This window comes from Candidatus Pseudothioglobus sp. Uisw_041 (assembly GCF_048087625.1).
GTDB lineage: Bacteria > Pseudomonadota > Gammaproteobacteria > PS1 > Pseudothioglobaceae > Pseudothioglobus.
Genome location: NZ_CP159805.1, coordinates 25,955 through 49,418, shown reverse-complemented (window position 1 = coordinate 49,418; position 23,464 = coordinate 25,955). Strand labels below are relative to the sequence as shown.

Annotated in this window: 24 protein-coding genes and 1 tRNA gene; 14 read left to right on the top strand and 11 right to left on the bottom strand. The window is 38.1% G+C overall.

What is annotated here, in order from left to right:
• Positions 1–195 precede the first annotated feature (195 nt).
• From ABXT44_RS00240 to ABXT44_RS00200, 9 genes are all read left to right on the top strand, one after another.
• Positions 196–1,770, top strand: coding sequence for an ABC transporter substrate-binding protein (locus ABXT44_RS00240; RefSeq protein WP_416687092.1), 1,575 nt, complete (start codon positions 196–198; stop codon positions 1,768–1,770).
• Between the two features lie 89 nt (positions 1,771–1,859).
• The gene (locus ABXT44_RS00235) at positions 1,860–2,837 is read left to right on the top strand and encodes an ABC transporter permease (RefSeq protein WP_416678126.1); all 978 of its coding nucleotides are present in this window, start codon (positions 1,860–1,862) and stop codon (positions 2,835–2,837) included.
• A gap of 2 nt (positions 2,838–2,839) precedes the next feature.
• Complete coding sequence (locus ABXT44_RS00230) at positions 2,840–3,763, top strand: ABC transporter permease (protein ID WP_271556359.1); 924 nt, start codon at positions 2,840–2,842, stop codon at positions 3,761–3,763.
• Positions 3,760–5,481, top strand: a complete 1,722-nt coding sequence (locus ABXT44_RS00225) for a dipeptide ABC transporter ATP-binding protein (protein ID WP_416687089.1) — start codon at positions 3,760–3,762, stop codon at positions 5,479–5,481. The genes ABXT44_RS00230 and ABXT44_RS00225 overlap by 4 nt, the downstream gene beginning before the upstream one ends.
• A 28-nt stretch (positions 5,482–5,509) precedes the next feature.
• Entirely contained in the window at positions 5,510–6,595 is a 1,086-nt protein-coding gene (locus ABXT44_RS00220) for a M24 family metallopeptidase (protein ID WP_416652145.1), read from the top strand.
• Between the two features lie 80 nt (positions 6,596–6,675).
• Positions 6,676–7,815: a glycine cleavage T C-terminal barrel domain-containing protein gene (locus ABXT44_RS00215; protein ID WP_416687086.1), complete on the top strand. Its 1,140-nt coding sequence runs from the start codon at positions 6,676–6,678 to the stop codon at positions 7,813–7,815.
• Positions 7,816–7,844: 29 nt separating this feature from the next.
• Positions 7,845–8,297, top strand: coding sequence for an OsmC family protein (locus ABXT44_RS00210; protein ID WP_416652140.1), 453 nt, complete (start codon positions 7,845–7,847; stop codon positions 8,295–8,297).
• Between the two features lie 39 nt (positions 8,298–8,336).
• The gene (locus ABXT44_RS00205) at positions 8,337–9,152 is read left to right on the top strand and encodes an enoyl-CoA hydratase (RefSeq protein ID WP_416687083.1); all 816 of its coding nucleotides are present in this window, start codon (positions 8,337–8,339) and stop codon (positions 9,150–9,152) included.
• Between the two features lie 11 nt (positions 9,153–9,163).
• On the top strand, positions 9,164–10,786 hold the full coding sequence (locus tag ABXT44_RS00200; protein WP_416687080.1) for an acyl-CoA synthetase: 1,623 nt from the start codon (positions 9,164–9,166) through the stop codon (positions 10,784–10,786).
• Positions 10,787–10,828: 42 nt separating this feature from the next.
• On the opposite strand, the gene ABXT44_RS00195 is transcribed toward ABXT44_RS00200, so the two are convergent.
• The 7 genes from ABXT44_RS00195 to coxB all read right to left on the bottom strand — a co-directional run bounded on the left by ABXT44_RS00195 (position 10,829) and on the right by coxB (position 16,222).
• A tRNA-Thr gene (locus ABXT44_RS00195) sits at positions 10,829–10,904 on the bottom strand.
• A gap of 63 nt (positions 10,905–10,967) precedes the next feature.
• On the bottom strand, positions 10,968–11,666 hold the full coding sequence (locus ABXT44_RS00190; protein ID WP_416687077.1) for an SURF1 family protein: 699 nt from the start codon (positions 11,664–11,666) through the stop codon (positions 10,968–10,970).
• Positions 11,666–11,884: a DUF2909 domain-containing protein gene (locus ABXT44_RS00185; RefSeq protein ID WP_271537156.1), complete on the bottom strand. Its 219-nt coding sequence runs from the start codon at positions 11,882–11,884 to the stop codon at positions 11,666–11,668. The genes ABXT44_RS00190 and ABXT44_RS00185 overlap by 1 nt, the downstream gene beginning before the upstream one ends.
• A gap of 69 nt (positions 11,885–11,953) precedes the next feature.
• Positions 11,954–12,832: a cytochrome c oxidase subunit 3 gene (locus ABXT44_RS00180; protein ID WP_271558684.1), complete on the bottom strand. Its 879-nt coding sequence runs from the start codon at positions 12,830–12,832 to the stop codon at positions 11,954–11,956.
• 15 nt (positions 12,833–12,847) lie between these two features.
• Positions 12,848–13,369, bottom strand: a complete 522-nt coding sequence (locus ABXT44_RS00175; RefSeq protein ID WP_271537158.1) for a cytochrome c oxidase assembly protein — start codon at positions 13,367–13,369, stop codon at positions 12,848–12,850.
• Between the two features lie 102 nt (positions 13,370–13,471).
• Positions 13,472–15,082, bottom strand: coding sequence for a cytochrome c oxidase subunit I (ctaD, locus tag ABXT44_RS00170; protein WP_416678104.1), 1,611 nt, complete (start codon positions 15,080–15,082; stop codon positions 13,472–13,474).
• Positions 15,083–15,097: 15 nt separating this feature from the next.
• Positions 15,098–16,222 carry a cytochrome c oxidase subunit II gene (coxB, locus tag ABXT44_RS00165; RefSeq protein ID WP_416687074.1) on the bottom strand — a complete coding sequence of 375 codons (1,125 nt, stop codon included), beginning with the start codon at positions 16,220–16,222 and terminating at the stop codon, positions 15,098–15,100.
• A gap of 325 nt (positions 16,223–16,547) precedes the next feature.
• Between coxB and ABXT44_RS00160 the strand changes: the two genes are divergently transcribed.
• Positions 16,548–17,513 (top strand): COX15/CtaA family protein, encoded by a 966-nt coding sequence (locus ABXT44_RS00160; protein ID WP_416687071.1) that lies wholly within the window; start codon positions 16,548–16,550, stop codon positions 17,511–17,513.
• A 4-nt stretch (positions 17,514–17,517) separates the two neighbouring features.
• Positions 17,518–18,180 (top strand): SCO family protein, encoded by a 663-nt coding sequence (locus ABXT44_RS00155; protein ID WP_416687068.1) that lies wholly within the window; start codon positions 17,518–17,520, stop codon positions 18,178–18,180.
• On the opposite strand, the gene ABXT44_RS00150 is transcribed toward ABXT44_RS00155, so the two are convergent.
• The 4 genes from ABXT44_RS00150 to hisF are packed head-to-tail and all read right to left on the bottom strand — an operon-like array spanning position 18,172 to position 20,631.
• Positions 18,172–18,363 (bottom strand): DUF2970 domain-containing protein, encoded by a 192-nt coding sequence (locus ABXT44_RS00150; protein ID WP_416687066.1) that lies wholly within the window; start codon positions 18,361–18,363, stop codon positions 18,172–18,174. The genes ABXT44_RS00155 and ABXT44_RS00150 overlap by 9 nt on opposite strands.
• Before the next feature lie 2 nt (positions 18,364–18,365).
• Positions 18,366–19,262, bottom strand: coding sequence for a heme o synthase (gene cyoE / locus ABXT44_RS00145; protein ID WP_271558680.1), 897 nt, complete (start codon positions 19,260–19,262; stop codon positions 18,366–18,368).
• A complete protein-coding gene (locus tag ABXT44_RS00140) occupies positions 19,262–19,798 on the bottom strand; it encodes a hypothetical protein (protein WP_416687063.1) in 537 nt (178 codons plus the stop codon). Before ABXT44_RS00140 ends, cyoE begins: the two co-directional genes overlap by 1 nt.
• Before the next feature lie 59 nt (positions 19,799–19,857).
• On the bottom strand, positions 19,858–20,631 hold the full coding sequence (hisF, locus tag ABXT44_RS00135) for an imidazole glycerol phosphate synthase subunit HisF (protein ID WP_416687061.1): 774 nt from the start codon (positions 20,629–20,631) through the stop codon (positions 19,858–19,860).
• Positions 20,632–20,758: 127 nt separating this feature from the next.
• On the opposite strand from hisF, the gene uppS reads away from it, so the two are divergent.
• From uppS to dxr, 3 genes are read left to right on the top strand one after another with little or no spacing between them, the layout of a single operon-like run.
• The gene (gene uppS, locus ABXT44_RS00130; RefSeq protein ID WP_416687059.1) at positions 20,759–21,505 is read left to right on the top strand and encodes a polyprenyl diphosphate synthase; all 747 of its coding nucleotides are present in this window, start codon (positions 20,759–20,761) and stop codon (positions 21,503–21,505) included.
• Positions 21,505–22,308 carry a phosphatidate cytidylyltransferase gene (locus tag ABXT44_RS00125; RefSeq protein WP_416687057.1) on the top strand — a complete coding sequence of 268 codons (804 nt, stop codon included), beginning with the start codon at positions 21,505–21,507 and terminating at the stop codon, positions 22,306–22,308. The genes uppS and ABXT44_RS00125 overlap by 1 nt, the downstream gene beginning before the upstream one ends.
• Entirely contained in the window at positions 22,305–23,459 is a 1,155-nt protein-coding gene (gene dxr / locus ABXT44_RS00120; protein WP_416687054.1) for a 1-deoxy-D-xylulose-5-phosphate reductoisomerase, read from the top strand. The genes ABXT44_RS00125 and dxr overlap by 4 nt, the downstream gene beginning before the upstream one ends.
• Positions 23,460–23,464: the final 5 nt, after the last annotated feature.

Below are 23,464 nucleotides of genomic sequence, written 5' to 3'. Positions count from 1 at the left end.
TTTGAAATATAGTTTTTTTAATTATCTTTTAGATGAATTAATTTATAAGGTTAGTGACGGCCATTAACCAAAATTAACCTTGACCTGACATTTTTGATACTATATAGTGTTGTTAGCCGGCGAAAATTATAGTAGCTGGTTTTTTTATTGAAAATTTATCGCGTCTTACTTTAGGCGTTTATTAAGGAGAAAAAAATGAAAAAGACTTTAAAAATTGTTTTGTCATTCATGCTCATTGGTATTTTTTCATCAGCTTTCGCTAATTCCATTAAATGGTCGATGCCTGGTGATTCTTTAACACTTGATCCGCATGCACAAAACGAAGGACCAACACACATGGTTTCTCGTCAAATATATGAGGGCTTAGTAACTCCAGGTATTAATATGGAAATACTTCCTCAGCTTGCAGAGTCATGGGTCGCAACAGCAGACGATACTTGGATATTTAACATTCGTAGGGGTGTTATGTTTCATGATGGATCATCTTTAACAGCAGGTGATATTGCTTTTAGTATCAATAGAGCAAGAACTGCTCCATCTGATATGGTTGATTTAATTAAAAGTATTACATCCGCAACAGCGCTTAATGACCACACTGTTGAAATAAAAACTGATGGACCAAATCCAATTCTGTTAAACGAATTAACTCAGATATTTGTAATGTCTGAAGCTTGGGCAAAAGCAAATAATTGTGAAGCTTCATATAATTGGGATGCAGGTGAGACATCGTATTGCGCATCTAATGCAAATGGAACTGGACCATTTGAAATTACTTTCAGAGAGCAGGACGTAAGAACTGTTTTTGAAAAAAATAACAACTGGTGGGGAAATCATTACGCACACAACATAGATAAAATTGAATTACTTCCAATTAAGAATGATGCAACAAGAGTTGCAGCACTTCTTTCTGGGGAGATCGATTACACTAATGTTGTACCTGTTCAAGATATTAAAAGAATCAACTCTTCTTCAGGTCATAGTGTGAAAATGACTCCTCAAAATAGAACTATTTTCTTTGGTATGGATCAAGGTTCAGCTGAATTGAATTCATCTAATATTAAAGGAAAAAATCCTTTTGCAGATAAAAGAGTTCGCCTGGCAATGTACCATGCTTTAGATATGGATGCTATTCAAGATAAGGTAATGAGAGGGCAAAGTGTCCCTGCAGGAATTATTACTGCTCCTGGTGTTAATGGACACACAGCAGCTCGTGATGAAAGAATGGCTTATGATCCTGAGACATCGAAAAAGCTTTTAGCTGAAGCTGGATATCCTGATGGGTTTGAGGTCACATTGGATTGTCCTAATGATCGTTATATCAACGATGAAGCAATTTGTGTAGCAGCTATTGGTATGTTTGCAAAAATTGGTGTTACAGTAAATCTTGATGCAAAAACTAAGAGTCAGCATTTCTCTGAAGTAAAAGAGGGTGATGCTAATGGTATGACTAGTGACATGTATATGCTAGGTTGGGGTGTCCCAACTTTTGATAGTCACTATGTATATTCATACTTGTTTGAAAGCTCTGGAAGCTGGAATAAAGTAAATTTCAGTAACGCTAGAGTCGACGAATTAGTTGCGGCAATGGGTGTTGAAACAAACTTAGATGAAAGAAATGCTATGATTGCTGAAGCTTGGGATATTACTCAAAATGACGTAACATATCTTCCTTTACATCACCAAGTTGTTAATCAAGCAGCAAAAAGTAATGTCGATGTTCCAATTAGGATGAACAACGAACCATTATTTAGATTTGCAAATGTAAACTAAAAAAGTTATATTTTTCTGGTCAGTTATCTGGCCAGAAAAACATTTCAAGTTGATGTAACATAAACGTCCTTTACATCACCAAGTTCTCCATGTTTATCTATTTCTTTAAAAGACTCTTACAATCTGTTCTTGTAATGATTGTTGTGGCTTTTGTTTCCTTTTCTTTATTCAATTTTGTTGGTGACCCTGTCAATAGCATGACTGGAATAGACGCCTCATACGAAAGACAAGCAGAGGTTAGAGAGATTCTAGGATTAAATGATCCAGTCTATATTCAATTTTCAAGATTTTTAGGTAATGTTATTCAAGGCGATTTCGGCATCTCTTATCAACTAAAAAGAGAGGTTTCAGATTTAATTGCTGAAAGAATGCCAGCTACTCTCGAATTAGTATTTGTATCTGCTATTCTGGCAATAGTATCAGGCGTCATTTTAGGGGTTTATACAGGAATCCATAGAGATAGCTTTATTTCAAATATCATCCTTGTTGTTTCACTTGTTGGTGTTTCTCTTCCTACATTCATTATAGGAATACTATTAATTTACCTATTTTCTGTAATACTGGGAATTCTTCCTTCTTTTGGAAGGGGTGAAGTTGTAGAGTTAGGTTTTTGGGCAACAGGTTTTTTAACTGCTTCTGGACTTAAGGCATTAATATTACCCTCAATCACATTAAGTTTATTTCAAATGACATATATCATCAGATTGGTTCGTGCAGAAATGATGGAAATACTTCAAACGGATTATATTAAATTTGCTAGAGCTAGAGGTATCAAAGAAAATACTATCAATTATAAGCATGCTCTTAAAAACGGCCTAATACCAGTAATTACTATTACCGGTATTAATATTGGAACCTTAATAGCCTTTTCAATTATTACAGAAACTGTTTTCCAATGGCCTGGGATGGGCCTACTATTTATTAACGCAGTATACTTTGTTGATATACCGATAATGTCGGCCTACATGATTATGGTTGCCTTTATTTTTGTTATGATAAATTTCGTTGTTGATATCACCTATTATTTTATCGACCCAAGAATAAGACTTAAGGAAGAGGCGAGCTAGAGATGTTAAAAAAAACCTTTAATAAAATTTATGATACCGATATAGGGTATAGCTTTTTTAACTCAAAAATTGCAGTTATCTCTACTACTATTTTATTCATTATTTTACTTTGTTCAGTTTTTGCTGGAGTAGTTTCCCCCTACAACCCTTTTGATCCAGCTTCAGTCTCATTAATGGATGCATTTACCCCACCTTCATGGTCTGAGGGTGGAAGCTCTAGCTTTATTCTTGGAACAGATCAACAGGGAAGAGACATGTTCTCAACAATTATCTATGGCTCAAGAATTTCATTAATCGTCGGATTTGCATCAATACTTTTTGCGATGACACTTGGAGTATTCCTTGGTGTTACTGCTGGCTATATAGGTGGTAAATATGAGATAGTTGTCATGCGAATTACAGATGTCCAATTAACAATACCAAGTATTCTAATGGCTCTACTCGTAAATGGTATCGCGAAATCATTCATTTCACAATCGATGCATAGTGACATGGCAATTTACGTGTTAATTTTTGCGATTGGTATCTCTGAATGGCCACAGTTTGCTAGAGTTTCTAGAGCGTCTACTCTGGTTGAAAAAAATAAAGAATATGTTTCAGCTTCGAGAATTATAGGACTATCAAACATTCTAATTATGTTTAAACATATCTTACCAAACATACTTAGGCCTCTCTTAGTGATTGCTACAATCGGATTAGCTCTTGCAATAATCACAGAATCTACATTAAGTTTTTTAGGCGTAGGGGTGCCGCCCACCACACCTTCACTAGGGACATTAATTAGATTTGGAAATAGTTTTTTATTTTCAGGTGAATGGTGGATTACATTTTTCCCAGCTATCTTTTTAATCGTTTTAGCTTTATCTATTAACCTATTGGGAGATTGGATGAGAGACGCCTTAAATCCAAAATTAAAAATAAGATGAGTTTTTTAGAGGTTAAAAATTTAAATATTAGCTATCCAACTAGAAAAGAAACAATTGTTGCTAGTAAAGATGTTGAATTCACATTGGAAAGGGGTGAAATATTAGGCATAGTTGGTGAATCTGGCTCTGGAAAATCTACCATTGCAAATGCCATCATAAATTTAATTGATCCACCAGGAGAAATAACAAGTGGATCAATTAAAATTGATAATTATGAATTAAGAGATAACGAAGAGCTCATTCAAAAAATTAGAGGAAAGAAAATTGGATTTGTTTTTCAAGATCCTCAAACATCCTTAAATCCATTATTTAAAATAAAAGATCAATTAATTGAAACTATTCAAACACATCTAAATTTAAACTATCAAGATGCATTGAAAAAATCGATTCAACTCTTAGAAGAAGTTGGAATAGATAACGCTGAAAAAAGAATTGAAGATTATCCTCATCAATTTAGTGGAGGAATGCGTCAAAGGGTTGTTATTGCTTTAGCAATAAGTTGTGAGCCGGATTTAATTATAGCTGATGAACCAACAACTGCTCTAGATGTAAGTATTCAACATCAAATACTAGAACTACTTAAAGATCTTACTAAAAAAAGAAATTTAGGTGTAATTATTATTACGCATGATATGGGCGTTATTGCTGAGACAACAGATAAAGTTATTGTTATGAGACATGGGCTTATTGTTGAGCAAGGTGATACTAAAGAATTGTTAACGAACCCTAAATCTAATGAGGCTAGAAGCTTAGTTATTTCTGTGCCTCCCACAAATAAAAAAATTGATAGATTCAGACTTATTAGTCCTGATGGAAAAGAAATTACATCTGATTCTAAAAATTTAACAAAAAAAATCATTAAAACTTGGGGAGTTAGAGAAAAAAATAAAGATAAAAAAGTTTTACAACTGGCAGGTGTTACTAAAATTTTTGATGATAAATCTTTGATAAATAATTTTTCATTTGGATCAAAAAATGAGTCAGCTAATAAAGTAGAGAAGGCGGTTGATAATGTATCTTTTGAGCTTTTTGAAGGTGAAACTCTAGGTTTAGTTGGTGAATCTGGTTCAGGAAAATCAACAATAGCAAAAATTATTACAGGTCTTGTAAGGCCAAGTAATGGAGAAATTTTTTATAATGATATCTCACTTTATAATTTGAAAAAAAAATATCAAATTGATAAGAGTAGGGGCCAAATTCAGATGATATTTCAAGACCCATATTCATCTTTAAATCCAAGATTTAAAGTAAGAGACATAATATCTGAACCAATAAAGCTTTTTCAAAAAAATATTAATAAGAATGAGCTCACGCAAAATCTTTACGATTTGATAGATATTGTTGGAATGTCAAGACAGTCATTGGATCGATATCCTCATGAATTTTCTGGAGGGCAAAGACAAAGAATATCAATTGCCAGGGCTTTAGCTACAAGACCAAGCTTATTAATTTGTGATGAGCCTACTTCTGCCTTGGATGTGAGCATACAAGCTCAAGTATTAAATCTTTTAAAAGATATTCAAGATGAGCTTCACCTTACTATGTTGTTTATTAGCCATGATCTTCCTGTAATTAGACAAATGTGTAATAGGATTGTAGTGCTTAAAAATGGAAGTATTTGTGAAACAAAAGAATCTGAGGAATTATTTAATAATCCAGAGCACCAATATACTAAAGAACTTATTAGACTAATGCCTAAAATTGAATCTATAATTTAATTTATTTATAAATTTATTAGAAAAGCTTATGCAACAAAAAATAAACTCTGTGCGCACTCGCATGAAGGATAACAATGTTGATTTAATTGCCCTTGGTCCTGGCACCCATATGAAATGGTTGTTAGGCTTCAACCCCTCTCCTGATGAAAGACCTTGTATGTTATTGATGGGATTGGAAAATGATGCCTTCCTCATGCCGTCAGTGAATGCAGAGGATGCAATGAAGCGCTCTGATATTAAAATGTTTAGCTGGAAAGATGAAAACGGTCCCGAAGAAGCACTAGATGAGGCTCTCTCTTATACCGGCTCATCAAATGCAAAACACATTGCTATAGATGAAGCAATGCGCTCTCACTTTGCTTTAATACTTATCGACGCCTTACCAAAACCGACCTATGAGTTTACTAATTCTACTATTGGCGCACTTAGGATGCGCAAAGATAATGATGAGTACTCTAATCTTAAAGAGAATGCGCTAATCGATGATCGAGCAATGAAAGCTGGTTTTGCAGCAATTAAAGAAGGTGTGACTGAGCTTGAAATTGGTGAAGCAATAAATAAACACTTTATCTCAGAAGGCGCTAAACCTCAATTTTGCATTGTGGGATCTGGCCCAAATGGTGCTTTCCCGCATCATCATACTGGAAACAGAAAAGTAGAAAATGGTGACGTAGTATTGATTGATATCGGTGGTCGAAAAGGAACCTTCCCAAGTGACATGACACGCATGTCGGTAGTGGGAGAACCACCAAAAGATTATCTTGAAGTTCATGCGATTGTAGAGCGTGCAGTGCAAGCAGCTATGGCAGCTGCGAAACCAGGCGTGATGGCAAAAGAAGTTGACGCTGCTGCAAGGGATGTCATTACTGAAGCAGGTTATGGAGAATTCTTTGTTCACCGCTTAGGTCATGGGCTTGGTATTGACATTCATGAGCCACCTTATATAACTGCAACATCCGAAGTAATACTTGATGAAGGAATGGTGTTCTCAGTTGAGCCAGGGATTTACCTTCAAGGCAGATTTGGGGTTAGACTTGAAGAGATTGTAATCCTAAGATCTGAGGGACCCGAAATTCTTTCGGAACTGACTCGAGAAACAAACTTTATAACATAGCCAAAAAGCGCAATAAAAACATCTGCAACACATTGAAAAATGTGTATTATTTCGCTTTTATTTAATGCGAATTAGTGTCTATGAAAAAAGAATTTAGTTTTGGAACCCAGGTGAGGAAGTCTCCATATTTTGATGCGACAGTGCGCTGGGGAGCACAGGGATTTTCAGTCTACAATCATATGTATATCCCTAGAGACTTTGGTGATCCAATACAAAACTTCTGGAATCTTGTGAACGAGGCCATTCTTTGTGATGTTGCAGTTGAGCGTCAAGTTGAAATAACGGGCCCAGATGCTGCTAGATTTGTACAATTACTAACGCCTCGAAACCTTTCTGAGTGTGCTGTTGGGCAGTGCAAGTATGTACTTATTACTGATGAAAATGGTGGCGTATTAAATGATCCCGTACTCTTAAGGCTTGGTGAAAATCACTTCTGGCTATCTTTGGCTGATAGCGATATTTTGATGTGGGCCAAAGGTGTCGCCGTCAACTCTGGCCTAGATGTTAATTTAGGTGAGCCTGATGTATCGCCGCTTCAGCTTCAAGGTCCTAAGTCAGGCGATATTGCAAAAGCAATCTTTGGTGAAAGAATAGATAGCCTTAAATATTACTGGCTAGAAGAGTTTGAACTGAATGGGATCCCATTAATCATTTCCAGAACAGGCTGGTCAAGTGAGTTAGGTTATGAAATATACCTACGTGATGGCTCTCGAGGAAATGAACTCTGGGACCACATCATGGAAATTGGCAAACCAATGGGGCTGGTTCCCGGACATACTTCAACAATAAGAAGAATTGAGGGAGGTATGCTTTCTTACCAGGCAGATATGGACTACACTGTAAATCCATTTGAGCTTGGATTAGATCGACTCGTTGACCTTGAAATGGGTGCAGACTTTATTGGAAAAGATGCACTTAAAAAAATTCAATCTGAGGGAGTTAAGCGAAGACAAGTTGGTGTAGAGATCTCATGCCCACCTCTTCAGCATCCCAATACCAGCTACTGGCCAATTTTTATAGATTCAAGTGAGGTTGGCTACATAACGTCAGCAGTTTACTCGCCTAGGCTTGACAAAAATATTGCACTTGCTATTATAGATGTTAACTATTCGGCTATAGATATGGTTGCAGAAACTCGAACATCAGAGGGAAATCATCCTATTAAGGTTGTGCAAAAACCATTCTATGACCCTAAGAAAAAAATTACTTCAGCGTCTTAAACCGATCAAAATTATTTAGGAGAAAGTTTATGTCTGAACTATCTATCAAACTTAACTGGAAGAGAAAAGAAGAAGAACTCTCTCCTGGAAAATTTTCTAGCGAACATGAAGTTTCATACAATGATCATTACATGGTTAAGGCTGACACTGCTCCTGACTGGGGTGGCTCAGCTGAAAACACCAACCCTGAACAAGCTCTAGCTGCCTCATTAAGCAGCTGTCATATGATGACTTTTTTAGCTCTTTCAGCAAAAACAAAGTGGCCTGTATTATCCTACGAAGATCATGCAATTGCACACCTAGGCAAGAATGATAAGAAGCAAATGATTGTAAATAAAATAGACCTGCATCCAAAAGTATCCTTTGACCATGGTTTTGAAGTTAGTCATGAAGAATTAGAAAAGATGCATGACAGAGCTCACAGATATTGCTTCATTGCAAATACTCTAGACTCTGGCGTAGAAGTTAACATAAACATTTAAAAAAATTTAAAGCGTATATGCTAATATAAGGCTTATTTTATGAGCAACAAGGAAAGTCCTATCGAATCAATACTGCTTGAAGAATTTACTGATAATGGCGTCTTTCGCTTAACACTAAACGATGCCAAACGAAGAAATGCTTTGTCTGAAGAGATGATGACTGCAATTACTCTGTCTCTTAATCACGCCTCAAAAGATGGAAAGACCAGAGTAATCATAATTGCTGCTAACGGCCCTGCATTTTGCTCTGGTCATGACTTAAAACAAATGTCTGCTGGAAGAAGTGCTGATGATGATGGGCTCGAATACTTCACAAAAGTTTTTTCATCCTGCTCTGCCCTCATGCAGCTAATTGTCAATCATCCTAAGCCAATCATTGCTGAGGTTGCTGGAGTAGCAGCTGCAGCTGGCTGCCAGCTTGTCGCGTGTTGTGACCTAGCTGTTGGTGGAGAATCCTCACGATATATTACGCCAGGCGTCAATATTGGTCTTTTTTGCTCAACTCCTATGGTCGCGCTATCTCGAAACATATCCAACAAAGCAGCGATGGAAATGCTATTAACTGGAAAAATGGTGGATGCAAATAAAGCAGAGAGCATTGGCCTTATCAATCGCGTTGTAAACGATAAAAATTTAACTATAAGCGCTATGGAGCTTGCTGAAGTGATTGCCTCAAAATCAAGTATGACTTTAAAAACTGGCAAACAAGCTTTCTACAATCAGAAAGATATGTCTATTTCTGATGCTTACGATTATGCATCAAAAGTAATGGTCGATAATATGCTGACACTTGATGCAAAAGAGGGCATTAATGCATTTCTAGAAAAACGTCAGCCTAAATGGCAAGATGAATAGTCATAACGATTATGGGCAATCCTTACAACACTGATTTAGATCGAAATCCAGCTAACTATCAGCCTCTAACGCCAATTACTTTTCTTGAAAGAGCGGCGTCAGTATTTCCAGACTACACAGCAATAATTCATGGGTCCATAAAGCGAAGCTATAGTGAGTTCTATCAGCGCTCTTGTCAGCTTGCATCTGCACTTTCAAAAAAAGGGGTTAATCGCGGTGATACTGTATCAGTAATTCTTGCAAATACTCCTGCAATGCTCGAGTCGCATTATGGCGTTCCAATGTGTGGAGCTGTTTTACATAGTATAAATACGCGACTTGATGCCGCAACAATTGCCTACCAAATTGATCATGCTAATACTAAAGTGCTGATTGTAGATCGTGAGTTTATTAGCGCCATTCGATCTGCATTAGAACTATCTAAGGTAAATCCGATTTTAATTGACTACAGTGACAGTGAATTTCCAATAAGTGACTCCCTAAGTGAAGCGGTTGAATACGAGTCTTTTTTATCTGGTGGAGACTCCGGGTTTGATTGGCTTATGCCCGAAGATGAGTGGGATGCAATATCACTAAATTATACCTCTGGAACTACAGGAAACCCGAAAGGAGTTGTTTCTCATCATCGCGGCGCTTACCTATTAGCTCAAGGCAATGCGCTCATTGCCTCAATTAATAAACACGCAGTCTATCTTTGGACGCTGCCAATGTTCCACTGCAACGGCTGGTGCTTTCCTTGGACAATGTCTGCAATAATTGGAACACATGTTTGTTTAAGACACGTCAAACCTGAACCGATTTGGGACGCCTTGTCCGATTACAAAGTGACTCACTTATGTGGGGCTCCAGTTGTTATGTCAACAATTCTTTCACTAGAAAATAGTAAAAGGCGTTTGCTTGAAAACAGAGTTGAGTTCTTTACCGCTGCAGCACCTCCCCCTGAGAAAACACTTACTGAAATGAACGTATCGGGCTTTAATGTCACTCATCTATATGGCCTCTCTGAAACCTATGGCCCTGCAGTTGTTAATGAATGGCACCAAGAATGGAATGACCTTAATAAGGAAAAACAAGCTTCACTAAAAGCCCGTCAAGGCGTTCGTTATCTGCCACTAGAATCTCTAGATGTTGTTAATCCAAAAACCATGAAACCCGTTCCTCATGACGGAAAGACTATTGGTGAAGTAATGTTTAGGGGCAATGTAGTCATGAAGGGTTATTTAAAAAATAAAAAGGCGTCTGAAGAATCATTTGCAGGCGGATGGTTTCACTCAGGTGACTTAGCGGTCATTCATAATGATAGCTACATTCAGCTTAAGGACCGCTCAAAGGACATTATTATCTCTGGCGGTGAAAATATATCCTCAATTGAAATAGAAGAGGTATTACATAAGCACCCTGCTGTTAATGCAGCAGCAGTTGTAGCAATGCCTCATGAAAAATGGGGCGAGTCCCCTTGCGCATTTATAGAACTTAACAAAAACCAGAAAGCCTCAGAAGAGGAACTTGGTCAATGGTGCCGTGACAACATGGCTTCATTTAAATTACCACGTAAATTTATTTTTGAGGCCATTCCAAAAACCTCAACTGGAAAAGTACAAAAATTCATTTTACGAGAACGAGTAAAAAATTAACAATAAAAAAGCGGTCATTTAGACCGCTTAATACTTATTTATTGGTGCCGAAGGCCGGACTCGAACTGGCGACCTACTGATTACAAATCAGTTGCACTACCAACTGTGCTACTTCGGCTTAGTGGGAAATTATACAGTAAGCTTTTTTATTTAAAGAATGTTTTATACCATCAAAATTTGATTATTTTTTGCGCTGCTTTATCGCAATACGAATTCCTATTATTGCAAGAACAAGGGCCATCAAAAACCATTGAACAGCATACCCTATATGCTTTTCAATACTTCCAGTGTACGGCTCCCATTTTCTAATGAAACCATTAGAGGCAGACGCATCTAACAAGCCAATGACACTTGAAAAATCAACCTTGGCTCTATCAGCCATATCTTGTAGGTCGATCGATTGGATTAGGACTGGAAATTGAATACCAACTTCACTTGGCTTGAGCTCCATTCTCTTAATTGGTTTTGAGATCTGTACCTTTATTTCTCTAGTCTCATGTCCAATAACTATATCTGCTAATTTATCTCTACGCCCGTTCCATGGAATAAAGCCTCGATTAATTAAGATAGCTTTTGACTGGCCTTCTAAGGCATAAGGAGTTAGAACATAATAGCCTGAAACTTGGTCAACAATTTGATTGTCATAGATAAACTGCTTATCACTTAAGTACTTTCCCTGAAGTCGAACCTCATAATACTCTTTGCTTTGAAGGCCTTCTTCTTTCCTGATAAGTTCAACGCTGCCAGTATTCGCCTGCTTTATTGAGGCCTCGATACTGCGTTTGTCATCGGCTCGTTCCAGCTGCCAAAAACCGAGGGATACTAAAAATGCAAAGGTCGCAGTTATTAGAATCGAAGGAAGAATAAAACGTAAGCTCATTATTGGGTTGGCAGCAGGTTAAAGTTATTAGGCTCTATCCATCCAATATAATTAGCAAATAGTAAAAAGACAAACAAGAAAACTGAAAGAATAATCCTCATTCTTAGCGCTTTAAACATTTTGTCAGAACCTTCTCTGCCGCCTTTAAGTAAGCCAATAACAGCGGCGCCTAAAAAGAAAAATATTAATACAATTATAGCTATTACAAAATAATCCATAGTTTTCCTACGTTAATTGAAAAAAAAGACCCCAACGAAGGGGCCTTTTACAAAACCATATATTCGTAATTATATCCAGTATACGAATATGAATAGCCCTAGCCAGACTACGTCAACAAAATGCCAATACCAAGCAACGCCTTCAAAGGCGAAATGATTCTCCAAATTGAAGTGTCCTTTTTGAATACGATAAAGAATTACTGTCAGCATAATCACGCCAATGGTTACGTGGAAACCATGGAATCCTGTCAGCAAGTAAAACGTTGATCCATAAATTCCAGAAGTTAGCTTTAATCCATCGTGGTAGGCATGTCCATACTCAGTAATTTGGAAGCCCAGGAACACAACCCCTAGCGCAATTGTTGCTAGCATCCAAGCCATCAATGCGTTTCTATGGCCAGCCCTTAAAGCGTGATGAGCATAAGTTAAAGTGACACCTGAAGTTAAAAGAAGTCCCGTATTTAGCGCTGGAAGTCCCCAAGTATCTACTAGTTTAAAGTTAGTAGCAAAAGTAACGCCGTTCTGCCCTACTTCACCAGGAGTAGTAATAAGAGGCCAAGCTGATTTAAAGCCCTCCCACAACTCTGGCGTATAAATATTGTTGTACTCGCCACCAAGCCAAGGCACACTCAAAACTCTTGCGTATAAAAGAGCACCAAAGAAGGCTGCAAAAAACATTACCTCAGAAAAGATAAACCAACTCATTCCCCATCGAAAAGATTTGTCAACTTGTGAATTGTAGAGTCCGCCAATACTCTCACTGACAACTGTTCCAATCCATCCAAATAACATAAATGCAATTATTGCAAAACCCAAAACCATCACAGGCCAACCCCAACTTACATCATGCATTTGGTTCGCAAACCCTACAAATAAAGTTGAAACACCAATTGATCCAATAATCGGCCAGTAGGTGCCATGAGGTACATAATATTTTTCGTTACTCATTTTTCTTCCCCTTTCTTAACTATCTAACTTATAAAAATTATAGGACAAACTAACATCTTTGATCCACTCATCCATTTCAGGCTCAATTACAAATCGAAGCGTCATTTCGACCTCTTCATTAGGTTGAAACGCCTGCTTTACAAAACAAAAACACTCTAGCTTTTTAAAGTGAAGAGCCGCATCTGTAGGCGCAACACTTGGAATTGCTTGACCATAAATTATTTCATCGGTCGTATTTTTAGCAATGTAGCTGGTAGTATAAAACTTTCCAGGTATGACTTCCATCGAGCTTACTTTCGGCGCAAACTGAACTGGGAAGCCAGGAGTCGTTGCCGCAAAAAAACTAACACTCACCAATCTCTCTTCATTTACTTGATACTGCTTTTCTGTTTCTACTCTACCAGTCTTTCCATTAAAACCTGTGATGTCGCACAGCACATCATATAAAGGCACCATCGCGTAGGCAAAAAAGAACATCAAGATTGGAACGGAAACTAGCTTTATCCAAAAACTTTTTGTAATTTTTTTTCTTTCCACGTTAGGAGTTAAGGGCAATGGTTAGTGCATATAGCCCAATTGCAACACCAGCAACTATCAATGCAGTTATACCAACACCTCTATTGTTTTTTTTATCTACCATTAATTACTCTGAGACTCTGCCAAAATTTCAGCTCTTGTTGGCGGAACGTCAAACGTATGATAAGCAATTGGTGATGCTAAAGTCCACTCTAGACCTTTAGCGCTTTCCCACGGTCTTGCGTCTGCTGGCTTACCATTACGGATGCAATTTACAACAATGTAAGTAAGCAATAAGAATGACAGTCCAAAAGAAAATGCACCAATTGAAGAGATAAAGTTAAAGTCAGCAAACTGAAGTGAGTAGTCAGGAATACGACGCGGCATTCCAGCAAGTCCCAAGAAGTGTTGAGGGAAGAACGTTACATTAACCGAGATAAGCGCCCACCAGAAATGAAATTTAGCAAGGGGCTCGTTGTACATCTTTCCTGTCCACTTAGGAAGCCAGTAAAATACTGCTGCAATGATTCCCCATAGTGCTCCAGTTACAAGAACATAATGAAAATGAGCAACTACAAAATAAGTATCGTGGTACTGAATATCGGCTGGAGCGATGCCAAGCATTAGTCCAGAAAAACCACCAATCGTAAATAAAAATACAAACGCAAGCGCCCAAAGCATAGGTGTTTCAAAGCTCAAAGAGCCCTTCCACATCGTGGCAACCCAGTTAAAAACTTTTACTCCAGTAGGGACTGCAATTAACATTGTTGCGTACATAAAGTAAAGCTCGCCTGCCACAGGCATTCCCGTTAAGAACATATGGTGAGCCCATACTATATATGACAAAAATGCAATTGATGCCGTTGCATAAACCATTGAAGAGTAGCCAAAAAGAGGCTTCCTAGCAAAGGTTGGAATAATATGAGAGATGATACCAAAGGCTGGCAAAATCATAATATAGACCTCTGGATGACCAAAGAACCAAAAAATATGCTGGAACATTACTGGATCACCGCCGCCCGCCGCATCAAAAAATGCTGTGCCAAAGTTTCGATCCGTCAGCATCATCGTAACAGCTCCTGCTAGAACTGGCATTGCACCAATTAACAAAAACGATGTGATTAACCATGTCCATACAAAAAGTGGCATGTCCATTAATCGCATTTCTGGGGCCTTCATATTAAGAACCGTAGCAATAATGTTAATCGCTCCCATAATTGAAGAAAATCCTAGTAAGTGAATTGCAAAAATGAAGAAGTCAGTTGAGTCTGGAGCAAACGTGGTTGAAAGTGGTGCGTAAAAAGTCCAGCCAAAAGCAGGCGCTCCACCCTCCATAAAGAACGTACTCAAAAGAATTGCTCCTGCAAACGGCAAGATCCAAAAACTCCAATTATTCATTCTTGGCAGAGCCATATCTGGCGCTCCTACCATTAAAGGAATAAGCCAGTTTGCCAAACCAACAAAGGCCGGCATAATCGCTCCAAAAACCATAATTAAACCATGCATTGTAGTCAGCTGATTATAAAACTGTGGTTCAAATAATTGCAAGCCAGGCTGTAAAAGCTCTGCTCGAATTCCCATTGCAAGTGAACCACCTATAAGAAGCATTGCAAATGCAAACCACATATATAGCGTTCCAATATCTTTATGATTGGTTGTTTTAACCCATCTTAGAAGTCCTTTTTCAGGGCCATGACCGTGATCATCGTATGCTGCCGTTGTAGTTGAGCTCATATATTTCTCCTTAAATTAACGTGCAGATGTAACATCTGAAGGTTGAACAACTGATCCATTATTACCAAAAGATCTTCTTTCGTATGTTATTACTGCAGCTATGTCAGAATCACTTAGCGCCTTAAATGAAGGCATTCTTCCGACCACTCCATTTATAACTAGATTAAGTTGGTATGCTGCTGGGCCATTGGCTACCTCTGACCCAATCATTGCAGGAAAGACACCAGGAATACCGGTGCCGTCTTTTTGATGGCAGCCAGAACAGTTTGCGTTGTATACAGTTTCTCCCTTAGCAACAAGATCTGCCTCAGTCCAAACTTGAGTAGCGCTTGCAAGTTCAGCAACTTTTTCAGCCTGCATACTTTCAACCCACTCAGCGTAGTCAGCTTTAGAAACAACATCAACAACAATAGGCATAAATCCATGGCCTTTTCCGCACAGCTCAGCGCACTGCCCTCTATAAGTTCCAATTATGTTGGGTTTTGCCCATGCATCATTTATAAATCCTGGGTTTGCATCTTGCTTAAGGCCAAACGCTGGAACCCACCAGTTATGAATTACATCATTTGATGTAATCAAAAAACGAATTGTTGTATCTACTGGAACGACTAAACGCTTATCAACTTCGCGAAGGTAGCCGCCATCTTTGTGAACAGCTTCACGCTCTTCAGGTGTCCCCTTAATAACATCCATAGACGATTGTGCGAGATTAGAAGCAAAGCTTATGCCCTCTTCAGGATAGTCATATTGCCACTTCCACCTTACTCCAGTTACCTTTATAGTCATATCAGCCTTATCCAGAACCTCAATGTCAATAAGTGTCTTTGAAGCTGGGATAGCCATTGCGATTAGAATCAAAACTGGTATTCCTGTCCATAAAAACTCTACTGTCGTGCTCTCATGAAAGTTAGAAGCCTTAGCTCCTTTTGACTTTCTGTGTGCAATAATTGAATAAAACATTGCACCAAAAACAACAACACCAATACCGACACAAACCCAAAATACCATCATGTGAAGGCCCCAAATATCGTTACTGATATCTGTAACGCCTTTGGTCATATTGAATGTGTACTCTGCCAAGACAGACTTGGAGCTCAAAAGTGCAGTAAATGCGCCGGTAAGTTTAAACAATAATTTCATAGAATCTCCGAATTAAATCTTTGTATAGCTATATTATTAAATAGATATATAGCTCTTAAATATGCAATTTCAATTGTCAAATAAAAAATGCAATCAAATGATACCTGTTTATCGTCTTTTTACCAAGTAAAAATTCACCTTTATTCTCAATATTGGTTGAACTTTTTTCGCTTGCCACCCTAGCTTTAAAAAAGAAAGACCAAAAGATTGAAAATGCAATCAAGAGCCATATATATTATCAAGAAATAAAAAATAATTAACGTAATTTTTCAAAATTTAACTTGCTTCAATTAAAATATCTCTCTGACTAAACTAATTACCGACTATGTTCAATAAAACCATTAATATTTCCTTAATCTTAGCTCTTATAGTTGTCATTCTTGGGGCCTATACTCGTCTTGCAGATGCAGGCCTTGGTTGTCCAGATTGGCCAGGATGTTATGGCGAGTTATTAGTTCCAGATGTTATTTCGAGTGAATATGAAAGGCCCCTTGATGTTGCTAAAGCATGGAAAGAAATGGTTCATAGGTACGCCGCCTCAATACTAGGACTTTCAATCCTTGTTATATTTTTACTGGCAGTATTTCGTAAAACCGAAAGAGAGCAATCTATTAAGCTTCCCACAGCTTTGCTTTTACTGGTTGGCTTTCAAGGCGCGCTTGGAATGTGGACTGTTACCGAACAGGTTCACCCAGGCATAGTTACCATGCATTTGTTTGGGGGCTTCTCAACAACCACTTTGTTATTTTGGCTTTTTTTGAATCAGCGTCCACAACCAAAAATTGGGCAGCCTGTTTTAAAACGCCATAAATTAATACTCATCATAGTAACGGCTTTACTGATATTCCAAATATTTCTGGGCGGCTGGACAAGTACTAACTATGCAGCACTTTCTTGTGGTGAATATTTTCCTACTTGTTTGGGTGAGATGTGGCCTAAAGATATGGACTTTAAAAATGCCTATTATTGGGGTGAGCTTGGAGTAGATTATGAGTTTGGAATTTTGGAAAATCAAACCAGAACTGCCATTCAGATGGTACATAGAGTTGGTGCGCTAGTTGTTACTGCAGCGATAATAGCTTTATCTTTTGCCCTAAAAAACTACCTGGCTTTTCAAAAAAACATTGTCATAGTTCTGGCTCTTTTAGGTGTTCAGGTTGCACTTGGTATTATAAATGTAGTCATGTCACTACCAATGTTTGCTGCGGTAATGCACAACGCAGTTGCTCTTTTTCTTTTGTTAAGCTTAATAAGCCTCGCACATAGAATGTTTAATCAAAATACTGCCTAATGATATGAACAAAACTACCCAAATATCTTTACTTTTGGTAGTCACAATTGCGGCTATAGCTACTTTTTTTTATGCTGGTGGTAAGCCAAATATGCAGGATCTCAAAAAATCTGTTGCCCCTGCAGCATCTTTATATCCTGAGGCAAAGTCTGTTTCAGAGAAGCTAAACTTTATTAATGATGGGTCAATAGCGACGCACTTATCAGATGTGTCTCAAGGAAAATGGGTGCTATTATATTTTGGCTACACATCATGTCCAGACGTTTGCCCAATAGACCTTTCAAAGATCAATCTGACATACCAGTTGATGGAAAATCAAAAGAAACTTCAAGTTGTTTTTATATCGGTAGACCCTATGCGTGATATTGGAAAACTTGATCAGTTTGCAGGCGCATTTAACCCTACCTTTTTAGGTTTGACCGCTCATCAAGATGAGCTAATGTCAATTAGCAGCTCGTTAGGGGTTTATCATGAAGTAGTTGGGTCACAAAAATTAGCGCTGGAAGATCATAGCAATCATGATCATGGTGATCACTATGACATTGATCACACAAGCAGCTACTTACTTTTTAACCCAGAATTAAAGCTCACAGCTCTTTTGACAAGTCCTCATGAGCCTCTAGCAATGGCAAAGGCAATTGATATAATTATCGAAAATCTAAGGTAGTACAAGCCTAACTGCAAATAGAATAGTTCCAATAAAAAGCGCGGTCATAATAATTCCAACAATTATATATGGCCAAGGGCCCGTCTTCTCTGTCGCCTCAAAATCTTTAACTAGGTTTTTCTTTTTCCCAACTCCAATCATTGCTGAAGCTACTGCTTTAAAAACCTGAAGCAAAGAACTCATTACTATGAAGAGACTCCAAAGGTCATCAAAAGATAATGATCAAGTAATAGTGCTAAAAATAAAACCATTAAATAATTAATCGAGAATTTAAAGGTTTTAAATGCAATGTGAGGATTTTCAGGCTCTATAAAAATCTTAATAGAGTAGCCTAAAAATAGTGCTCCTAGAGTTGCGGCTGAAACTAAGTAAATTAAACCGCTCATACCTGTCAGGTAAGGCAGCAGAGCAACCAAAAATAATAGCACTGTATATAAAAGAATTTGTACTCGAGTGAATTCAAGGCCATGGGTAACTGGAAGCATTGGTATTTCAGCTTTCTTATATTCTTCTCGCCTATGAATTGCTAACGCCCAAAAGTGCGGAGGCGTCCAAATAAAGACAATTAAAAAAAGCAAAAGCGCATATTCAATGCCCTGGGATCCTGCTATAGAGGTCCATCCAAGAACTGGAGGCGCAGCGCCTGCGGCGCCGCCAATAACTATATTTTGAGGCGTAGCCCTCTTTAAATACATTGTATAAAAAACAGCGTAGCCGATCAAAGAAATAAGCGTCAAAATTGCAGTCAATAAGTTAACATAAATTACTAATAATGAAATGCCCACAATGCCTAAAAAGAAACCCCATATTAGCGCTTGGTTTCTCGTTACTCTGCCCTCAGGCAAGGGGCGTCGATCGGTACGAGACATCTTTGTATCAATTTTTTCATCGACCACGTGATTAAAAACTGCAGCGGACATTGCGGCTAATGATATTCCTGCAGAAGCGACAACAATTAGAAAGAGATTAGGAAGGTATGGCACTGCTAACAGCATTCCAACAACAGCCGTAAGCAAAATCAGCGAGACAACTTTCAGCTTACAAAGCCCCAAAAGGTCTCTAAGAGAGGGAAGACTGCCCATTAGCCTATCCTTGAATATTTAAGTAGGCGCTTAAGATCTTTTAGCACAAACTTAATGTTGATGTCTTTTGAGTTGTAATACAGCATAAAGTTACCAATTGGATCAATTAGAAAAATTGAGTTTTCTGGAAACTCTGCAAGCTTAGCAGCTAACTTTTCATTAGTAACTTTAGCTATAAGTAAGTTTTCATCGCTAACCATAGGTAGCGACCCATCTTCAGTAATCAAAACTCTTTGAATTCTTCGCATGTCCATGTTTATGAGGGTGCGGATCGTTTTAATATCTGCTACAGCCTGTTCACAGATTCTATCACAGTTTTTTGAAGCGTATGCAAGCGTCCAAAAGCCATTAAATGTGGCATCGTCTTCAAATTCAATATCGACTTTTTCAGTTGTTATAACTGGGCGAATAAGCTCACCATAGTTAACCGTATTCTGACTGAAATAAGTCGGATTCAAATAAAAAAATAAAGTACCAATGGCTATGGGCAGAATAAATATCGATAACAATACCCAAAAATCTTTTTTTACTGTCATTTGTTCCCTAGAGTCAAAACTGCGTAATGATACGCTTATGAACTTAAAAACTCAACCAGCTAAAGCCTAACTTCTATGCCATTTTCTCGCATTGCTTTTTTAGCTTCTTCTAAAGTAAACTCTCCAAAGTGAAAGATGCTAGCAGCAAGAACTGCATCGGCTCCGCCATCAATAACGCCCTCAGATAAGTGTGATAAATTTCCAACCCCGCCAGAGGCAATTAAAGGAACGTCAACCGCGTCAGAAACTGCCTTAGTTAGCTCAAGATCAAATCCATCTTTAGTGCCGTCCCTATCCATTGATGTTAGAAGAATTTCTCCAGCACCATTTTCTCCTTCTGTCATTTTTACGGCCCAATCTATGGCATTAATACCTGTAGGTTTTCGCCCTCCATGGGTGAATATTTCCCATTTCAATGGATTAAAGGACACTCGCTTTGCATCAATAGCTATAACGATACACTGCGAGCCAAATATAGCGCAAAGCTCATTAATAAGTTTTGGGTTAAAAATTGCAGCAGAGTTAACTGCAACTTTATCAGCGCCCGCCATTAACATTGCGCGAACATCATCAGCCTTTCGAATGCCGCCGCCAACAGTGAGCGGAATAAAGACCTGATTAGCAATCCTCTCAACCATTTCTATCGTGGTGTTTCTTCCTTCATGTGATGCCGTAATATCTAGAAATGTTATTTCGTCAGCACCTTCGTTATCATAACGCTTTGCCACCTCAACCGGATCCCCAGCATCTTTAATATCAATAAACTTGACGCCTTTGACAACTCTCCCGTCGCGGACATCTAAGCATGGGATTATTCTTTTTGCTAAGCTCATGAAGCATTATTTTACCGCATAAACCTAGTCAGATTTTTTAGTGCATTATGTTAATGATAGTATCAAGCCCCATCAATGGATACTTTGGATTAGGTTTTGAAGGCCCTAATAGGTATAATTGCGCTCCATGACTGAAAAAAAACTAGGCTCATTTAAAGACGAAAAACTACCGCCCCAACATATAGCTATCATTATGGATGGAAATGGAAGATGGGCAAAATCAAAGCACCTTCCTCGCTCAAGTGGCCACCAAAAGGGGGTTCAAAGTGTTAGAAAAATTGTTAAGCATTGTGGTCAGTTGGGCGTTAATACATTAACTCTATTTGCCTTTAGTAGTGAAAACTTAAATCGTTCTAGTGAAGAAGTTGGACTTTTATTCAAGCTTTTTTTAACTGTTTTGAAAAATGAAACAACGAAACTAAACGATAACAATATTAAGCTTAAAATTATAGGAGATCTTTCCGTTTTTACTCCTGAAATACAGCGGCTAGCTATTGACGCAGAAAAACAGCTCAAAAATAATAATGGCCTCAATCTTGTTATAGCTGCAAACTATGGTGGTCAGTGGGATATCGCAGAATCTGCCAAAAAAATTGCTATTAAGTCTGTCAACGGAGAAATCGATCCTGAAAAAATTGATGCCTCCCTTTTCCACGCGCACTCTTCTCTCGCAGATTTTCCTAAAGTAGACCTGTTAATTAGAACAAGTGGAGAATTAAGGATAAGCAACTTCTTGCTCTGGGAGATTGCTTATAGTGAACTATATTTCTGTAACACCTTGTGGCCCAACTTTGATGAGCATGAACTAGATGCAGCTATAGAGGCATTTCACTTGAGAGAGCGCCGATTTGGAAAGCGAAATGGTGAAAAATAATGCTTCTTAAGAGAATCTTAACGGCCTCTATTGTTGCGCCAATTACAGTTTTTGGTATCTTGGTATTGACTCAAACTAGCTTTGCATTAGCCGTTGCTTTAATTCTTATTATTAGTTCTTGGGAGTACTGCAATCTAATTCAAATAAAGCATTTAGCGGGCAAGGCTCTTTATGCTTTACTTATATTATTAGTAACCTATTTTCTAAGTAATGCTCTTTCAAGTTTAACTATCTTATATGCTGCTGCAATTTGGTGGTTAATCGCCTTAGTTTGGGTAGTAATATTTCCAAAAGGCTCTCGCCTACTCAAAAAATATTTATTAGTTAAGCTAGTCAACGGTTTGTTTATTTTTGTGCCAATGGCAATCGCATTAATGGCACTTCACTTGTTAGACCCCATGCTAGTCTTGATTCTTTTGATTTTAATCTGGGCGGCAGATATCGGCGCTTATTTTGCAGGCAAGCTTTTTGGTAAAACTAAGTTGTGTCCAAGTGTTAGTCCTGGAAAAACACTTGAAGGAGTATTTGGTGGGGCTGCTCTTGCTCAAGTGGTTGCTATTTTGTACGTATATGTTTCAACCCAAGCGCCGATATTGAGTGATTTTTTAATATTTAGTTTTATAGCCCTGATGATTTCACTTGTGTCAGTTCTTGGTGACTTATTTGAGAGCGTTTTAAAGCGCATTGCAGAAGTAAAAGATAGTGGTAATATCCTTCCTGGACACGGCGGAATACTAGATAGAATAGATAGCTTAACATCGTCTGCTCCAATATTTTTTCTTTTAATTGTGTTCTTGCTATGAAAAATATAGCTATTTTAGGGGCAACGGGCTCAATTGGACTAAACACACTAGCTGTTATGTCACTTCATCCAGAAAAATATAACGTCTTTGCCTTAACGGCAAACAATAGCTGGAGGGAAATGGAAAAGCTTTGCATTAAGCACATGCCAAAATTTGTAGTAATGGCTAATGAAGAGGCTGCAGAGAGCTTAAGAAAAGTTGTGCCAGAAGGGGTTATCGTTTTACAAGGTGAGGGCGCTTTAAATGATATAGCCTCTCATAAAAATACAGATTTTGTTATGGCGGCAATAGTTGGAAGCGCTGGACTATCTTCAACTTTTGCAGCGGTGACCTCAGGAAAAAGAGTTATGCTTGCAAATAAGGAGTCTCTAGTCCTAGGTGGTAATTTATTAGTTGCTGCCGCCAAAGAGTCTGGGGCAGAATTAATCCCTGTGGACTCAGAACATAGTGCAATATTTCAATGCCTCCAAGGTGGCAAACAGGGCCTTAATAAAATACAGTTAACTGCGTCAGGCGGTCCTTTTCTAAAAACACCAATAGCAGAACTTAATAAAGCAACCCCAAAACAGGCCTGCGCGCACCCAAAATGGAAAATGGGCCAAAAAATATCAGTTGACTCTGCTACCATGATGAACAAAGGCTTGGAGGTAATTGAAGCTCACTTCCTATTTCAACTTTCGTCTTCTAAAATCGAGGTAGTAATTCATCCCCAAAGTATTATTCACTCGTTTGTTTATTTCAATGATGGCAGTGTGTTATCACAACTTGGGCTGCCAGACATGAGAAGCGCCATATCTTATGCATTATCCTATCCAAGCCGGCAAACTTCTGGTGTTGAAGAGCTTGATCTTACCAAGCAAACATCACTAGAATTTTTATCGCCCGATATGGATAGGTTCAAATGCCTAGGACTAGCATATGATGCTTTAGAACAAGGGCAGAGCTCCCCTGGAACGCTTAATGCTGCAAATGAGGTTGCTGTGGACGCTTTTTTAAATAAAAAAATAGGGTTTCTAGACATTAGCAAAATTATAGAAAAAACCTTAGCTATAGCTCCTATTTCGAGGCTTGACACGCTTGCAAGTGTTGTGGAAAATGACTATCTTTCTCGTCAAATAGCTCGGTCTGTTATTGAGCCGAGTCTTTCATAACAAAC

Coding starts and splice junctions, on each gene's coding strand:
- ABXT44_RS00185 (WP_271537156.1), bottom strand. CDS start 11,884: ATGGATTATTTTGTAATAGCTATAATTGTATTAATATTTTTCTTTTTA.
- dxr (WP_416687054.1), top strand. CDS start 22,305: ATGAAAAATATAGCTATTTTAGGGGCAACGGGCTCAATTGGACTAAAC.
- coxB (WP_416687074.1), bottom strand. CDS start 16,222: ATGAAATTATTGTTTAAACTTACCGGCGCATTTACTGCACTTTTGAGC.
- ABXT44_RS00150 (WP_416687066.1), bottom strand. CDS start 18,363: ATGAGTTCTTTGCTTCAGGTTTTTAAAGCAGTAGCTTCAGCAATGATT.
- ABXT44_RS00125 (WP_416687057.1), top strand. CDS start 21,505: ATGCTTCTTAAGAGAATCTTAACGGCCTCTATTGTTGCGCCAATTACA.
- ABXT44_RS00180 (WP_271558684.1), bottom strand. CDS start 12,832: ATGAGTAACGAAAAATATTATGTACCTCATGGCACCTACTGGCCGATT.
- uppS (WP_416687059.1), top strand. CDS start 20,759: ATGACTGAAAAAAAACTAGGCTCATTTAAAGACGAAAAACTACCGCCC.
- ABXT44_RS00140 (WP_416687063.1), bottom strand. CDS start 19,798: ATGACAGTAAAAAAAGATTTTTGGGTATTGTTATCGATATTTATTCTG.
- ABXT44_RS00220 (WP_416652145.1), top strand. CDS start 5,510: ATGCAACAAAAAATAAACTCTGTGCGCACTCGCATGAAGGATAACAAT.
- ABXT44_RS00230 (WP_271556359.1), top strand. CDS start 2,840: ATGTTAAAAAAAACCTTTAATAAAATTTATGATACCGATATAGGGTAT.
- ABXT44_RS00240 (WP_416687092.1), top strand. CDS start 196: ATGAAAAAGACTTTAAAAATTGTTTTGTCATTCATGCTCATTGGTATT.
- cyoE (WP_271558680.1), bottom strand. CDS start 19,262: ATGGGCAGTCTTCCCTCTCTTAGAGACCTTTTGGGGCTTTGTAAGCTG.
- hisF (WP_416687061.1), bottom strand. CDS start 20,631: ATGAGCTTAGCAAAAAGAATAATCCCATGCTTAGATGTCCGCGACGGG.
- ABXT44_RS00190 (WP_416687077.1), bottom strand. CDS start 11,666: ATGAGCTTACGTTTTATTCTTCCTTCGATTCTAATAACTGCGACCTTT.
- ABXT44_RS00205 (WP_416687083.1), top strand. CDS start 8,337: ATGAGCAACAAGGAAAGTCCTATCGAATCAATACTGCTTGAAGAATTT.
- ABXT44_RS00155 (WP_416687068.1), top strand. CDS start 17,518: ATGAACAAAACTACCCAAATATCTTTACTTTTGGTAGTCACAATTGCG.
- ABXT44_RS00235 (WP_416678126.1), top strand. CDS start 1,860: ATGTTTATCTATTTCTTTAAAAGACTCTTACAATCTGTTCTTGTAATG.
- ABXT44_RS00200 (WP_416687080.1), top strand. CDS start 9,164: ATGGGCAATCCTTACAACACTGATTTAGATCGAAATCCAGCTAACTAT.
- ABXT44_RS00215 (WP_416687086.1), top strand. CDS start 6,676: ATGAAAAAAGAATTTAGTTTTGGAACCCAGGTGAGGAAGTCTCCATAT.
- ABXT44_RS00160 (WP_416687071.1), top strand. CDS start 16,548: ATGTTCAATAAAACCATTAATATTTCCTTAATCTTAGCTCTTATAGTT.
- ABXT44_RS00210 (WP_416652140.1), top strand. CDS start 7,845: ATGTCTGAACTATCTATCAAACTTAACTGGAAGAGAAAAGAAGAAGAA.
- ctaD (WP_416678104.1), bottom strand. CDS start 15,082: ATGAGCTCAACTACAACGGCAGCATACGATGATCACGGTCATGGCCCT.
- ABXT44_RS00225 (WP_416687089.1), top strand. CDS start 3,760: ATGAGTTTTTTAGAGGTTAAAAATTTAAATATTAGCTATCCAACTAGA.